At 40.5% G+C, this 14058-nt stretch carries 12 protein-coding genes and 5 tRNA genes; 11 read left to right on the top strand and 6 right to left on the bottom strand.

The window, feature by feature from the left end:
• Nucleotides 1–97 precede the first annotated feature (97 nt).
• The 5 genes from ACE01R_RS00460 (at nucleotide 98) to ACE01R_RS00480 (ending at nucleotide 726) form a co-directional block, all read left to right on the top strand.
• Nucleotides 98–182 (top strand) — tRNA-Leu (locus ACE01R_RS00460).
• A 34-nt stretch (nucleotides 183–216) separates the two neighbouring features.
• A tRNA-Trp gene (locus ACE01R_RS00465) sits at nucleotides 217–290 on the top strand.
• A gap of 37 nt (nucleotides 291–327) precedes the next feature.
• Nucleotides 328–412 (top strand) — tRNA-Leu (locus tag ACE01R_RS00470).
• Nucleotides 413–483: 71 nt separating this feature from the next.
• A tRNA-Leu gene (locus ACE01R_RS00475) sits at nucleotides 484–569 on the top strand.
• 72 nt (nucleotides 570–641) lie between these two features.
• Nucleotides 642–726 (top strand) — tRNA-Leu (locus ACE01R_RS00480).
• A gap of 140 nt (nucleotides 727–866) precedes the next feature.
• On the opposite strand, the gene ACE01R_RS00485 is transcribed toward ACE01R_RS00480, so the two are convergent.
• Entirely contained in the window at nucleotides 867–1070 is a 204-nt protein-coding gene (locus tag ACE01R_RS00485) for a hypothetical protein (RefSeq protein WP_086176023.1), read from the bottom strand.
• A gap of 490 nt (nucleotides 1071–1560) precedes the next feature.
• On the opposite strand from ACE01R_RS00485, the gene ACE01R_RS00490 reads away from it, so the two are divergent.
• Nucleotides 1561–1833, top strand: coding sequence for a hypothetical protein (locus tag ACE01R_RS00490; protein ID WP_395544052.1), 273 nt, complete (start codon nucleotides 1561–1563; stop codon nucleotides 1831–1833).
• Between the two features lie 20 nt (nucleotides 1834–1853).
• On the opposite strand, the gene gloB is transcribed toward ACE01R_RS00490, so the two are convergent.
• On the bottom strand, nucleotides 1854–2585 hold the full coding sequence (gene gloB, locus ACE01R_RS00495; RefSeq protein ID WP_395544054.1) for a hydroxyacylglutathione hydrolase: 732 nt from the start codon (nucleotides 2583–2585) through the stop codon (nucleotides 1854–1856).
• Between the two features lie 248 nt (nucleotides 2586–2833).
• Here gloB and ACE01R_RS00500 point away from each other — a divergent pair, with 248 nt between their 5' ends.
• Nucleotides 2834–3658 (top strand): PhzF family phenazine biosynthesis protein, encoded by an 825-nt coding sequence (locus ACE01R_RS00500; protein ID WP_395544058.1) that lies wholly within the window; start codon nucleotides 2834–2836, stop codon nucleotides 3656–3658.
• A 135-nt stretch (nucleotides 3659–3793) separates the two neighbouring features.
• Nucleotides 3794–6565, top strand: a complete 2772-nt coding sequence (locus tag ACE01R_RS00505; protein WP_395544059.1) for a M16 family metallopeptidase — start codon at nucleotides 3794–3796, stop codon at nucleotides 6563–6565.
• A 59-nt stretch (nucleotides 6566–6624) separates the two neighbouring features.
• Here ACE01R_RS00505 and ACE01R_RS00510 read toward each other — a convergent pair whose 3' ends face one another.
• Together ACE01R_RS00510 and ACE01R_RS00515 are read right to left on the bottom strand one after the other, a co-directional pair.
• Nucleotides 6625–7689: an amidohydrolase family protein gene (locus tag ACE01R_RS00510; protein WP_395544060.1), complete on the bottom strand. Its 1065-nt coding sequence runs from the start codon at nucleotides 7687–7689 to the stop codon at nucleotides 6625–6627.
• A 125-nt stretch (nucleotides 7690–7814) separates the two neighbouring features.
• The gene (locus tag ACE01R_RS00515) at nucleotides 7815–8210 is read right to left on the bottom strand and encodes a DUF3144 domain-containing protein (RefSeq protein WP_395544063.1); all 396 of its coding nucleotides are present in this window, start codon (nucleotides 8208–8210) and stop codon (nucleotides 7815–7817) included.
• Between the two features lie 109 nt (nucleotides 8211–8319).
• On the opposite strand from ACE01R_RS00515, the gene ACE01R_RS00520 reads away from it, so the two are divergent.
• Nucleotides 8320–8952 (top strand): hypothetical protein, encoded by a 633-nt coding sequence (locus ACE01R_RS00520; protein ID WP_395544332.1) that lies wholly within the window; start codon nucleotides 8320–8322, stop codon nucleotides 8950–8952.
• Between the two features lie 36 nt (nucleotides 8953–8988).
• On the opposite strand, the gene ACE01R_RS00525 is transcribed toward ACE01R_RS00520, so the two are convergent.
• Entirely contained in the window at nucleotides 8989–10449 is a 1461-nt protein-coding gene (locus ACE01R_RS00525; RefSeq protein WP_395544065.1) for a CHAD domain-containing protein, read from the bottom strand.
• Nucleotides 10450–10630: 181 nt separating this feature from the next.
• Nucleotides 10631–12091: an inorganic triphosphatase gene (locus ACE01R_RS00530; RefSeq protein WP_395544069.1), complete on the bottom strand. Its 1461-nt coding sequence runs from the start codon at nucleotides 12089–12091 to the stop codon at nucleotides 10631–10633.
• Between the two features lie 273 nt (nucleotides 12092–12364).
• Between ACE01R_RS00530 and ACE01R_RS00535 the strand changes: the two genes are divergently transcribed.
• Together ACE01R_RS00535 and thiE are read left to right on the top strand one after the other, a co-directional pair.
• The gene (locus tag ACE01R_RS00535) at nucleotides 12365–12748 is read left to right on the top strand and encodes an Mpo1-like protein (protein ID WP_395544072.1); all 384 of its coding nucleotides are present in this window, start codon (nucleotides 12365–12367) and stop codon (nucleotides 12746–12748) included.
• A gap of 659 nt (nucleotides 12749–13407) precedes the next feature.
• Complete coding sequence (gene thiE, locus ACE01R_RS00540; protein ID WP_395544073.1) at nucleotides 13408–14028, top strand: thiamine phosphate synthase; 621 nt, start codon at nucleotides 13408–13410, stop codon at nucleotides 14026–14028.
• Nucleotides 14029–14058 lie beyond the last annotated feature (30 nt).

Genomic DNA, 14058 nt, shown 5'->3' on the forward strand with positions numbered 1-14058 from the left:
GAAAAACGGTTTTTGTTTTTTATTTAAACAAACAAGTGGATTTTTCATAAAAAGGTCTTGTCATGAGTAATCGATCTCTATAATATACACAGCCATTGGGGACGTGGCGAAATTGGTAGACGCACTGGATTTAGGTTCCAGCGCCGCAAGGTGTGAGAGTTCGAGTCTCTCCGTCCCCACCACTTAAATATCAACTTAGCTTGATAATTAAGTAACAGAGGATTGGTGTAATGGTAGCATGACGGTCTCCAAAACCGTTCGTCAAGGTTCGAATCCTTGATCCTCTGCCAAGTTTTAAAAATCCAACGACTTAGTTGGTACCCTGATGGGGACGTGGCGAAATTGGTAGACGCACTGGATTTAGGTTCCAGCGCCGCAAGGTGTGAGAGTTCGAGTCTCTCCGTCCCCACCATCATATTAAGGCAAGGTAAATAACCTTGCTTTTTTGTTGTAAGAAATCCAGCATTTAGTTGGTGCCCTGATGGGGATATGGCGGAATTGGTAGACGCACTGTGTTCAGGTCGCAGCGCCTTCTGGGCGTGAGAGTTCGAGTCTCTCTATCCCCACCATCAGATTAGAGCAAGGTAAATGGCCTTTCTTTTTTGTTGTAAAAAAATCCAGCACTAAGTTGGTACTCGAATGGGGACGTGGCGAAATTGGTAGACGCACTGGATTTAGGTTCCAGCGCCGCAAGGTGTGAGAGTTCGAGTCTCTCCGTCCCCACCATATTAAAGCAAGGTAAATGACCTTGCTTTTTTATTGCCTGAAAGAAAGTAAATATAAATAAAAAGCCCAAAAGTGGGCTTTTTAGAATAGATTTGAAATTATTATTGTTTTTGTCTCGATCCAAAATTACAAATAGTCTTTTAAGCTTTTAAATGATCTTCAAATTCTTCACCAAGCTGCATGGCAAGGGCATTACCTGCTAAGTCACAAGTCACCAGCCCATATTCTTTTTTAAAGCTAAAGGTAAATCCACGATTATCCGTCAATGATTTTACCGAATAACCCAATTTTTCTAACCAGATACGAAATGCAATTAAATTTTTTGCCTTAACAACTTTCTTCACGAGAGAACTCCTTGTTTATATTGGATACCGACTGCTGTTAAATAATTAATAGGGATGCTGGTATTTTTTTAAAGGGTAGCGTGAGCAGGTTTTTTATAAAATAAATATTTTGTATTTTTTTTATGCAGTAAATGCATAAAAAATAATTAAATTGCGGATAAAAAATAATCTTGTATTTAAGTTTATGATTTATATCTAATTGATTTATATTTATTTAAATCTATGTTTCTTGTTTTTTGCACTGGAAATATTTAAACACAATTTTAAGTAGGGCTTAAATGTTTCTATCTTTGAGCTGTTTGGGGGAATTATTTAAAAACACAGAGCTGAAGAGGAAACCCCATATCATTTTATCAACAACTCAATCGCTGCCAAAAAAAATGACGGTGCTTCTGATTTTAAAAAACGATAAAGTATAGGGCACCGTACCGAGGAATTTTTTGAATTCTAGTCGGTGTGAAATATTGATTAAGACGATGACTAGATTGAAATGACCACAGAAACCATTGAACAGAATGTACTCAAGCAAATTCAACAGATGCAGCAACAAGATTTGGTTCCTGTTGCTGTGATGCTGGGACATGAGGACTGGCTGTTTTTTGCAGAACAGTCTAAAGTTTCCTATACACCTTTTGGCAGTGCCCGCCGTTATCAACCGGCTTTGGGTGGTTTATTACTTGTTCGGGTTGATGAAATGAATGTCACCAAAGTGGTGACGCAAGCCGAGCTTGATGCGTATATGCAAACACATCAGATTTTATAAACATTTCATAGGACACAAAATTAAAACTGGTCTTTTAACTGGCGTATACGTTGAAATTCTTCAACACTTTCCACCCTTAAAAAGGGATTAGTTTGCAGTTCCAGTTCAATGCTGCTTGGCAAAGTCGCTTGACCGAGCATACGCTGTGCTTCAACCTGTTCAAAGCGCTGTTGAATTGCAAGGTTGTCAGGTTCGACATGTAAAGCAAACTTGGCATTGGCCAGCGTATATTCATGGGTACAGTAGACTTTGGTGCGCGCAGGCAAAGCGGCCAAGCGATTGAGCGAGTGGTACATTTGCTCATAGCTTCCCTCAAACACACGGCCACAGCCCATGGCAAACAGCGTATCGCCACAGAACAGCACATCCAGGGCATCAATAAAATAAACGATATGGCCTAGCGTATGCCCAGGTACGGCAATAATCTCAATATTCAACTCATGAAAGCTGAGATGGGACTGATGCTGTAGAGGGTGGCTAATAAATGGAACTTTGCTTAATTCTTCCCGTGGACCATAAACGGGGATATGACGATCTTTTAAAAGTTCAGGTACACCGCCAGTATGGTCTTTATGCCAATGCGTCAGCCAGATTTGACTCAGCTTTAAACCCTGTGCTGCACAAAACTCTTCGACCAGATGCGCTTCAGTAGGGTCAACTGCCACCACTTCTTTACTCGGGATATGTTCTAATAACCAAATATAGTTCTGTAATTGATTTTTCACATCAATCATATGGACTTGAAAATTCATGAGATATAAATCAATGATATAGATATAGATAAGCTAGCCTTAAAGCCAGGTTTTTTCCAGGGGAAAATCACAATTAATACGTCAGTATTTATACATAAAGTTGCTGATCTATAGGTGGATGTAAAAACAGTCTTTCTAGATCAGCTTTTTTGTTTTTAAAAAGCACGCTATGGAATACTTGCAGCAATAATGTCTGTATTGCATTTAGAACATGCAAAAGTGCTGAATCTAAAATTGGGGAGATCAAGATGAAAATGTATCAGGTGGATGCCTTCACAACGGAACTGTTTAAAGGAAATTCTGCGGCAGTGATTGTGACTGAACACTGGCTGGATGAAGCCCTGATGCAAAATATGGCCTTGGAAAATAATCTGGCTGAAACCGCATTTGTGAAAGTCATAGATGCAGAAAATTATGAAATCCGCTGGTTTACCCCAACCACGGAAGTGAATTTTTGTGGGCATGCCACTTTAGCCAGCAGTTTTGTGCTATTTAAAGATTACACCACAGCGCGCACCATCCAGTTTCATGTGAAAGACTTAGGAGTTTTTGTGGTGAGCCAAGTGGCTGATGGCAAAATTAAAATGAATTTTCCAGTCCGCCGGGCAAAAAAAATTACCCATTATCCTGAAATTTTAAAGCAAATTTTAAGCAAGCCATTTAAAAATGTTTTTTTAAATCATCAGGCCTATATTGTGGAATATGAAAATTCACAAGATGTATGGGATGAAAAGCCCAATCTGGAATTATTCAAACAATGGGCACAACTTCAAGCTGAAGCAACCGAACAACAGGTTGTATTGGATCTGGCCATCACTGCTCAGGCTGCTGAGCCTTATGATTGTATATCGCGTTATTTTGCTCCAGCCAATGGCATTGATGAAGATCCGGTCACCGGTTCAATTCATACCGCGATTGCACCGCTTTGGGCGGAGAAATTGGGCAAGAACCAAATTCTGGCTTATCAGGCATCCGCACGTGGAGGAAAATTGTATTGTGAACTGCTTGAAAATGAACGGATTGAAATTTCAGGCTATGCAAAATTATATATGCAGGCAGAACTACATCTTTAACATATGGATATAAATGGACTACAAAGCTGTTGAAATAAACAGCAATTCTTGCAAAAAGTGACTACTCAACATCACGATCATTTTCTAAGATGTGATGGCTTAAAAATTCATATGACTGAATAAATTGGAATAATTATGCTCATGCGGTTTAAACAACTTACTATCTCATTATTATTTGTTGGTTTTAGTGCAGCAGCCTGGGCACAACCGATTTTGGTTAAATCTGAGCAGAAGATTGAAGAATATAAATTAGAAAATGGTTTTCGCGTGGTGCTGGCGCAAAATAATAAAGAAAATAAAGTATTTATGAATACGGTCTATCTGACCGGTTCACTTAATGATCCGCAGGGCAAAGGCGGTTTGGCACATCTGCTCGAGCATTTGGCATTTAAGGGTACACAAAATATCAAAGGTGAAGAATTTCAGCGCCGACTGGATCAATACACCTTAATGACCAATGCTAGCACAGATTATTATTCCACCAAATATACGAATGTGATTCGTCCTGAACAGAATGTAATTAATGAAGTGATTCATCTCGAAGCTGAGCGCATGGATAAACTGGTGCTGCAGGAAAAGTTTGTTCCTTCGGAAATTGCCATTGTAAAGCGCGAACGTGAAGTTCGTATGGATCAACCTTTTGCAGTGATGATGGACCAGATGTGGAAATCGGCTTATGGCAACCAGTATCTGGGGCGTTTACCGATTGGGGATTTAAAAGAATTGCAGTCCATCAAAATGGATGAGCTGAATAAGTTTTATCGTACCTGGTATGCACCCAACAATGCCGTGATGGTCATTTCCGGTAAATTTGATAAAACTGAGGTATTAAAACAGATTGATAAAAAATTCAGCCCAATAGCAGCCCGTCAGGTTCCCGAACAAAGCAAGGTTCCTGTGCTGGATGCAAGCAAGATTCAGAACCGCAATTATCTGGTACAAAAGGGCAGTGATCTAGCCAAATTCAATATTTACCTGAACGGCAAAAATGAAAAGATCAAATCTGCTTTGGCGCTGGCACCTTATTTATATACCATGCAGCCGAGTGGGCATTTATATCAGAGCGTGGTGGAAACCGGTTTAAGTACAGGTGTTCAATCCACCACCTGGCTGGATCAGGATTTTAATCTGGTGTTTATGGGCGCGATTTATGCCCCGAATCATGATGAGAAAAAAGTTCAGTCAGAATTGGTGGCAGGTGTTGAAAAAAATAAGGCCTTTAATGAAACCGAACTGAACAGGGTAAAAAATCTGATTCAAAATCAGGCAGACAGTGTGCTCAGCAATGCAGCTGCTTTGGGGGATCGTTTAAGTGATTATTACGTTTCTTATCAGGGCAATTGGTCACAGTATTTTACCGATCTGAATAATGTAAAACAGTTGAAGCTGGCTGATGTCAATCAAACCCTGACCCAGTTTTTAGTTCCTGAGCATCGTATTTCTGGCGATATCAAACCGACCCCAGAAGATCAGAAAAAAGCACTAGAGCAAAAACAGGTTGCTGAACAGCCTAAAACCCTGGATCAGACCGGTACCCAAGAAGAACCGCTCAAAGAAAGCAGTGTCTATAAGCAGGAGGTGGCTGAATACGTCAAAACCTCTAAACAGTATTTAGTCGATACCGAAAAGAAAATTCAGCGTGGCAAGTTAAAGAATGGCATTGTATATGCCTTATATCCGACATCGACCCGTGATGATAAAACCTATGCCACCATTTCTGTAGACTTTGGTACGGACAAATCTTTGTTTAATAAAGGTGAAGTACTGGATTTGATGGCTTATCTACTCTTGCGTGGCTCAGATCAATACAGCTTGCAGGATATTGCCGATAAATCGATTGAAGCCGGTGGTGGGGCAACGGCGACTGCATCTGCGAATAGCATCACCATTCAAATTGTAGCGAAAAAAGAGAAATTTGATGACTATTTCAAATTTATGCTCGAGGTTTTGAAAACACCAAAGTTTGAACAGTCTCAATTTGATTTGATCAAGTCACAAAGCTTATCGAGTCTAGACCGACCATATACGGAACCTGAAACGGTTGCAGCACTGACCATGACCCGATTGCTTGAAACATACCAGCCGGGGGATTTGCGTTATCATTTTGAACCGGATCTGTCCAAACAGCAGCTTACAGCGGTAACAGTTGAGCAAGTGAAGCAGCTTTATCGGGACTTTTTTGTCAGCAATCATGCCCAAATTGCCATCACTGGCGATTATCAAGCTCAGCCCATGCTTAAATTGCTACAAAAAGAATTTTCAGGATGGAAGGCGCAATTGCCTTATCAACGTTTAAGTTCTGATTATCAGGCTTATAAAGCACAAAAAATCCATGCCTTATCGGAGCAACGTGAATTTGGTAATTATCAGGCAATTTTGACCTTGCCAGTGGGCTCAAATCATGCCGATGCGCCAGCATTAATGGTGTTTAGTTATATCTTGGGAGACTCGCAACTATCTTCACGTTTAGCCCAAGAACTGCGTGAGAAAAATGCGCTGGTCTATGGTTTTGGCAGTGATCTTGATCTGGATGACTGGATGGATTCAGGTGCAATCACCATTGAAGCCAACTATACGGCAGCGAAGTCGGCACAAGTTTCGCAAGGGGTGCATAAAGTGCTGAGTGATTTACTTAGTAAAGGTGTGACTGAACAGGAGCTGGAAGCAGCCAAAGCCAATATTATGAAAAAACGGGTCACCGCCTTGGAAGATGAACGCAATATTCACGCAATGCTTATGCCGCAACTGGAACACAAGCGCGACTTATTGTTCCGTGAAAAACGTGACCTGACTTTTGCAAAATTGACCAAGGCAGATGTAGATGCCGTGATCAAGAAATACATCAAACTGGATCAGTTAGTGGAAGTCATGGCAGACCAGTATGGCAAACCACAAAACAAGTCATAATGCTTGATCCTCTTTTTTCAATTTCCCTCTCCTGAAAAGAGAGGGTGAGGGAGAGGTTATTAAAGCCGGTAAAACTGCTTCGCATTATGATGAAATACCCGTTCCAATGCATCAGGGTCACAAGCCACCACTGCATCACTAAAGGCATCAATGATGTTCACCAGTGAAGTGCTGACCCGATCCATGGGAAAATTGGAAGCAAACATCACGCGGTAACTGCCAAAATTCTGCAGCACATGGCTGATCAGTGGCAGTGCTAAATCATAGACTTCCTGTTTGCTGGCGAGTCGATCCTGCTTATGAAACTGATGCCCCAACACTGGCATCAACAGGCCAGACATCTTGATATAAACATTCGGGCAGCTGGCCAGTTCGGCAATATCTTCCTGCCAGCGTGCCAGAATATTTTCCCTGGCGACTTTGGTCAACCCGGTCAAAGTACCGACTTGGCCAAACAGACCGGCGGGCGTGCCAAAATGGTCCAACACAATAGAGGTTTCCGGGAATTGTTTGGCTAGGGCAATCACATCATTCAATTGAGTGGAATATACCCAGGCATCAAAGCTTAAATTGTATTGTGCGATGGCTTCAAAACCTTTTAAAAACTTTTTATTGCGGTATAAATGCGGTTCATCTGCCCAGGCATGAATACCTTTATCTTCATGCACTGCCGCCATTTTGCGAATACCTTTAAAGCGCGGCGAAGCTTTTTTATGTAATTGCAAAATCTTTTTAAAATTGCTGTCTCGTGGATCGGTAGTTGCAACGATACCGCCGAGTTTAACGGTTTCAGCATTGAAGGGTAGCGATTCAATAAAACGGGTTTCACCGATCACGCCTTTACCTTTATTTTTATGCCAGCTGGCTTCCACATGCACCACTTGTTCAACCTGATAATGACCAATATCTTCGACATAGTTTTCAGGCAAATAGGGCGCTGTCACATGATTGGTCAGGCCAACAGTTTCGATCAGATCATCGGAGTTCACCAGCCGCACGAATTTATCGAGCAAATAAGGGTGTTTGCCCAATAATTTCACTGCCAAAGCTGCTGCATGGGGCGTATTATAAGGATCCCATTGGTGAATATGCGAATCAATAATTGCAAAATCCAGCTGTTGCATATCTGTCCTTGGTTCAGCAAATCTCTGTTATTTAAACATACTGTAAAGTGATCCGGCTTTAAATGACCTTTCATCCAAAAACTGGGGGCATAAAAAAAGCCCTGAAGGGCTTTTTAAACTTGTGATCAGTGCTGATGATCATGGTCATGTTTGTTGGCATGAAATTCTTCGTTATGACGGAAGCGAAGATAGTTTTCAAACTGTTCGCAATATTCGTCATAGTTATCTTCCAGCATCATCTGGAACTGCTGCATGATGTAAGACATGACCTGATCTTTGGCATCACGCATTTCGTTGCCATCTTTAAAATTATTGGCAGCGACCCAGGTATTAAAACGGGCAGTACCAAATAGCATGGCAGCACTGACTTGTCCGCGCATTTCAGCAGGTTTCACTGCAGAACCTTTTTCGATACGGCAAAATTCGTTGGCCTGTTTAATAAATTCATCAGCACGTTCAAAAAAAGCAGCATTTAACGCTTCTTCTTCGGTTACATCTGTTGCTTCAATCTTTTGAACCATGAACTTTTCCTGCAAAAACGATCTAATGGTATATTATAGGCAAAGCCTTGCAGAAACTAAACCTTTGGATTAATCTAAAAATAGCCTAAGCATAAAAATGGATACTCCAATGCAAGATGCCATTGCTGTACAGAGTCTAAAAAGTGACATCGCCTTATTGCGTCAAAATATTTGGCCACCTGCAAACCTGGCCAATGTTGAAGGCTTGCCCATTTATTATGGAACTCAAAAAGAAGTTGATGAATATTACCGCCAATGGACGGGTTTAATTGAAAGGGCACAAGACCTGTTTCAACCTTTTATGGAGGATGAAACCATAGATGCCGTACATTTACCCAGCCATTTGAATCTGCCGTTATTTTATTTTCATGTTGATCGCATCCGGATTAACAAAACCCGCGCCAAAGAATCGAAAACCTTTCGTGGTATTGCCAGCCTGGTGGATAAGTGTGGACAATATGAGCCTGCACAAATTCAAGCCATGAGTGCCTGGTTAGAAAGTGATGATACGGCAGCTTTGGTGGCACATCGCGAATTTATCGACTTGCGCACTTATGTGTTTCAACATGGACAAAGTGAATACACACGCACACGGTTTTATGTGAATGGCATTGTACTCAGTACAGAGTCACATTTTGAACTGGTCGATGCACGCGATAAACCGCGCAAACAACGTAATGACAGTTATAGCGATCCATTGGCAGATAATGGAACCTGGAAAATTTTTGGCAAATATCGTTAAAGCATGGAAAGAGGTCAATCTTATCTGTGCCTCGAATTACCAAAAAGTGTCGGTTTTCGCATAATCCTCTAAATGTGCTTGCGCTTGTTGTAGAATGTATTTTTTCTCACTGGCAATCCAGCCCAAGGCAAACCACAGTTTTTGTTTACGCTTTACCATGTCCTGAAACAGTGCTTCGGCCACCATTAAATCGTTATATTGACCCAAACTTTCCTGGGCGGGTTTTAAATCTTTGAGATAACGCTTTACCTTTTGGCCTGGATAGAGTGAAGCAACGAATTCTACGCAATAGCGTAAGCGTTTGACCCGTTTGCGGGTGCGATGCCGGGATGGAATATCCAGCTGTAGAAACTGATCGGCATCTTTGCAAATTTGTTGATGCAGTTTTTGCAGTTTTTTTGCAATATCCTTTTTCAATTGCGGTTTTTTCTGTTCTTTACCTGGCTGATCGACAAAGCGCAGCAAATGCAGAATCAATTCCACAAAGTCTGGGGAACGTAATGATTCATCAATCGGAATGCTGGATTCTTCAGGTATATCCGGAAGCTGAACAATAGGTGCACCAGCCTGTTCGAGCTGGGGTAACAATCCTTCACTTAAGGCATCACGGTCGCGGGTTGAACCTAGCTGGCGGAACAGATGAGTCAGTTGCTCTTGCCAATCCGGATTGACATCTTTTGACCAGTCATCAAAAACACGCAAGGCACTTCTTAAACGGCGAATGGCCACACGCATTTGGTGTACATGTTCGCTATCATACTGTCCAGAAGCGATAGCTGATGCATTGGGCAATAAATGCTGCAAGGCATTATTGATGATCTGTTTTAATGCATTATCTGTTGAGTCCTGTGGATTCAGTTTGAGTGGGCTTGCAAATTGAGCGGGAAGAATTGTTAAATTTTGTGCCAGCAAATCGCCGCGTTGAGCTTTACTTCGCACATCTAGCCATAAATGGTATCGCTGCACCCAAGGGTGAATAAACTTGATCAGGTCTTGTACGGAACCTTGTTTAAGCTCAAATTCAATTTCATAAATTGGCACGCTCTGATCGTTATGTCGAATTTCACCGCGATCCAGACACACTTCAATTTTTGAACGGTTAAAATGAATCACATGCACCAGACGTTGAACTACCGTTTCATATTGCATAATCAGGTTTTTAGCCTGTTTGCCCAAAGCATTTTGCAGCAATTGTTTTGCTTTCGAATCGGATTGATAAATCTTAAGATCTAAATCCGGGTCTTTTAGCTTGCCTAAATCGCTTTCTAGTTCAAAACGTTGTAAGGAATGATCGCTGGGTGCTTTTAAAGTTTGTATCCAGTGATCATCTTCAAGACGTTGCCGTAAAGAAATATTTTTTTCAGCCAAATGCCGTTCGGGCGTGTCGTAGTATTTTGCGTATAAAGAAATCAAGCGAGCATTCTTGTTCAAGAAGAGCTGATAGAGCTTCTCTTGATGTGATGCGGGGATCTGAAATTTTAATTCTATTTCAAGCATGTTAAAACTCCTGACACTTCACCATCGATCGGGTCATAACATTGATTGTAAGCCAGTATCAAAAAAAGAGTAGGGTTTTGCTGAAAAGTAAATAAAGCGTATATCGACCGATCAATGCTGTGCATTAAAAAATCGTACCATACGCTTTGATTTTATTGGTTTAGTTTTATTAATTTATTTGTTATTTAATAAATTTACGGCTCACCAGAAATTGTTCTGTCGCTTCCAGCAGGTTTTGTGCATAGACTTCCTGTTTCGCTGTCAGCCAGCCCAAAACAAACCAGTCACTGGCTTCAAGTTCAGTTTGCTGAATATACTCGGCAGATGAGGCCAGAATCTGATATTCACTGGCGGCAAGTTGAGCGTCATTTAAGGCTTTGCTGTATTTTTGCAAATTCTTGACATCATAAATCGAGGTTAAAATAGGAAAGCTAAATTTCAGTTCATGAATTTTAGTCGCTAACTGATCCAGACTCTCGAAATGAGCAATATCGGCAGCCAAAAGATGCTCTTGTAATTGTTTATATTGATTTTGCAAGGTATTTTGCGCAAACCATTTTAAGTCATGCGCTTGTGACTTGTCCTCATGGTCTAAGCCAAACATCAATAATTCCAGATAATGATGCACGTTTTGGGTTGAACGTACTAGGTTGGCCAACTTTTCTTTGGCATACAAGATATCTTTGGCTAAATTTGACGCCGTATTTGGATTTTGTAAAAAAGCACCTAAAGTCGATTGCATGTGTTCCAAATGCTGCAAATGATCGAACTGCTGCTTAAATGCCCGCAGCTGTATTGCCCACTTGTCTGAAACAGCATCATTCCAGTCTTTAAATAACGACAGGGTTAAATGCAAGTGATCCAGGGCAATTTGTGCTTGCTGAACATGTGTTTGCTCAGCAACACCTGCAGAAATAGCCGCAATATTCGGCAATAAATGCTGTAACTGCTGTGCAATTAGCAGGCGTAAGTTCTTATTGGCAGGATCTTTTTTACTTAAGTTAAATTCGTTGGCAGGTTTCGCCGGACTGACGGGTTGCTGGATGGCCAAAAGATTGCCGATTTCGGCTTTACTGCGCACATCCAGCCAAAGGTGATATTTTTTCACCCATTCAAAGCTAAAGGCGAGAAGAGATTGGACTGAGCCCGACTTCAATTCAAACTCGACTTCATGTACTTCACTCTGGGCTGTTTCGGTACGCACTTCACCAACATCTAGACTGACTTCTATCTCGGTTTCTTCAAAATGAATGACGCGAAAGGTACGCTGTATATCAGTTTCAAACTGTAATTTAAGTTGATCCTGTGCCTCACCCAAAGCATTTTTCAGGATGTGTTGTGCTTCAGCATCCTGCTCATAAATAGATAAATCCAGCTGTGGTGTTTGTTCCAGTTCTCCTAAGTCATGGTTATGCTCAAAACGATGTAAATGACTTTTACCGGCAGCTTTCAAGGTCTGAATCCAGCGCGTGCCTTCGAGACGTTGCCTTAAGGCAACACCATGTTGTGAGAGTAAGGGTTCCGATGTGTCGTAATATTTGGCTTTCAGTTGAATAATTTCAGATTTTTTAGGATCCAATGCTTTCAGTAAAGCATTACGTCTTGCTTCAGGAATTTGAAATTTTAATTCAACTTCAACCATGATTTTTCATCCTAATTTTTTGATGTGATGTCAGCAATGCAAACATTATCTATAGCTTACACATGCGTTATGAAATCTGTTCTTTTATAGTGCCGGAAATAGCATTGTTCATTCTAAGCTGATGATTGTAGCGAAAATGATTTTTGATGTAAGACTTGACGAACGGATTCTTGACTGGTTGCTTTGCAAATGATCAAAAAAATGATAAAAGCGGACACTTTAATTTGGCTGAAATATGAGCTAACTTGAATCAAAATAGGCAGGACTATGACCATGAATACAACAATCCAGCTCAAATTTGAACATCATCCAGAACCGGAATTTCAGCTGCCGATTCAAAACTATCATGAATTCTATCGGTTTTATCTAACTGAGCATCGTAATATCATGAGTCGCCGTTTGCACATATTTGGCAGCAGTGTCGGGGCCTGCCTATTAAGTCGTGCCATTGTAAAAAGAAAGCCAAAGTATCTGGTTTATGGCTTATTGTTTGGCTATGCCAGTGCATGGGCAGGTCATTTCTGCTTTGAAAAAAACAAACCGGCCAGTTTTAAACAGCCGCTCTATAGTTTTATTTCAGATTGGCGTATGTTATCTGATGTGGTGCGTGGTAATTTAAGTTTAAAAGACCGTTCACTGGATAAAATTCCAAGTTAGGTAAATAAGCTGCTCACGATTTTTTATTATGTGAACATAATCGCAAAAAATCACCATCAGATAAAATAGATGAAAATTTATGGGGTCTGGGCTTGCAATAATAGAATGAATATTCTATTAATAGAGTAGACGTTCAAGAAGTTGATTTTTTTGTTTCCGAATTGTCCCAGTCTTAAAGTTTTCCAAGCCTAGAGTGACCTTCTCTAGGCTTTTTTTATGTAAGGGATGCAGTAAAAAAAGCTAAATGCTTTGAGACAAAAATTAATTATTTACTGTAAATCATTCAGTAAGATTGAAGGTGTCACACAATTTGAGTTGAGTAAAAAATAGGGCGACTTTCTAATCCTTGGTCCGCTTCCCCAAGCGCGTTTTATAACAAAGGATTAGAAAGTCTGATCATTGTTGTTGCAAGTTTTATTATTATATTGTCTTTGTTATTTATTGTTATTCTGTGACTTTATTAAAGCGTTTAATATCCAGATGGTCTATCACTGAAAATAGGTATTTTTTCACTTTTTTCGAAAAAAAGTTGCGATAGTCAGGTATTTTTAAATTTTTGCAAATTTATTGCTTTTATTCCTTAGGGAATTAAGACAGTTCCGCTGAATCTCATCCCTGATATGCCTATAATAGGGCAGTTTTAGTTTTGGCAGTTTTTTATGCGCGGTTTATATTTGATTACCAATGATGATCCATTGGAACTTTTGTTGGCAAAACTTGAAGGTGTTATGGCGAATGGTGGGGTCGCTGTATTGCAATATCGTCGTAAAAAAGTTGCTAAAGAAGATCAAATTTACGAAGTCGAATACATGAAAGCCATGTGTGCAGAATACAATGTGCCATTTGTGATTAATGATGATCTTGAAATGGCGGTTCAATATGGTGTTGGGGTTCATCTTGGACAAGATGATGGCTCAATCGTTGAAGCAGTTGAACGCTTACCTGAAGGGGTTTTGATTGGTCGTAGTTGCAATAACTCTTTGGAATTGGCTGAACAGGCAATTGCTGAGGGTGCAAGCTATGTGGCCTTTGGCGCAATTTATGCCACTGAGAGTAAGCCTGAGGCTGGAAACATTGGTCTGGAAACATTGAAACAAGCCAAAGCAAAACTAAATGTGCCTATCTGTGCCATTGGTGGTTTAACTGTTGAAAATTCACAAGTCGTGATTGAATCTGGTGCAGATTATTGCGCGGTGATTAGTGATATATTAGGTCGTCCAATGCAGACCATTCCTGAACGTCTTGATGAATGGTCTGCACTTTTCCAAGACCACCTTTAATAAAATAGATTTAAATTGATTTAATTTTGA

It is taken from the genome of Acinetobacter sp. BSP-28 (assembly GCF_044130285.1).
Lineage (GTDB): Bacteria > Pseudomonadota > Gammaproteobacteria > Pseudomonadales > Moraxellaceae > Acinetobacter.

Excerpts from the sequence above, each read along its gene's own strand:
- ACE01R_RS00490 (WP_395544052.1), top strand. The coding sequence starts at position 1,561 with ATGACCACAGAAACCATTGAACAGAATGTACTCAAGCAAATTCAACAG.
- gloB (WP_395544054.1), bottom strand. The coding sequence starts at position 2,585 with ATGAATTTTCAAGTCCATATGATTGATGTGAAAAATCAATTACAGAAC.
- ACE01R_RS00500 (WP_395544058.1), top strand. The coding sequence starts at position 2,834 with ATGAAAATGTATCAGGTGGATGCCTTCACAACGGAACTGTTTAAAGGA.
- ACE01R_RS00505 (WP_395544059.1), top strand. The coding sequence starts at position 3,794 with ATGCTCATGCGGTTTAAACAACTTACTATCTCATTATTATTTGTTGGT.
- ACE01R_RS00510 (WP_395544060.1), bottom strand. The coding sequence starts at position 7,689 with ATGCAACAGCTGGATTTTGCAATTATTGATTCGCATATTCACCAATGG.
- ACE01R_RS00515 (WP_395544063.1), bottom strand. The coding sequence starts at position 8,210 with ATGGTTCAAAAGATTGAAGCAACAGATGTAACCGAAGAAGAAGCGTTA.
- ACE01R_RS00520 (WP_395544332.1), top strand. The coding sequence starts at position 8,320 with ATGCAAGATGCCATTGCTGTACAGAGTCTAAAAAGTGACATCGCCTTA.
- ACE01R_RS00525 (WP_395544065.1), bottom strand. The coding sequence starts at position 10,449 with ATGCTTGAAATAGAATTAAAATTTCAGATCCCCGCATCACATCAAGAG.
- ACE01R_RS00530 (WP_395544069.1), bottom strand. The coding sequence starts at position 12,091 with ATGGTTGAAGTTGAATTAAAATTTCAAATTCCTGAAGCAAGACGTAAT.
- ACE01R_RS00535 (WP_395544072.1), top strand. The coding sequence starts at position 12,365 with ATGAATACAACAATCCAGCTCAAATTTGAACATCATCCAGAACCGGAA.
- thiE (WP_395544073.1), top strand. The coding sequence starts at position 13,408 with ATGCGCGGTTTATATTTGATTACCAATGATGATCCATTGGAACTTTTG.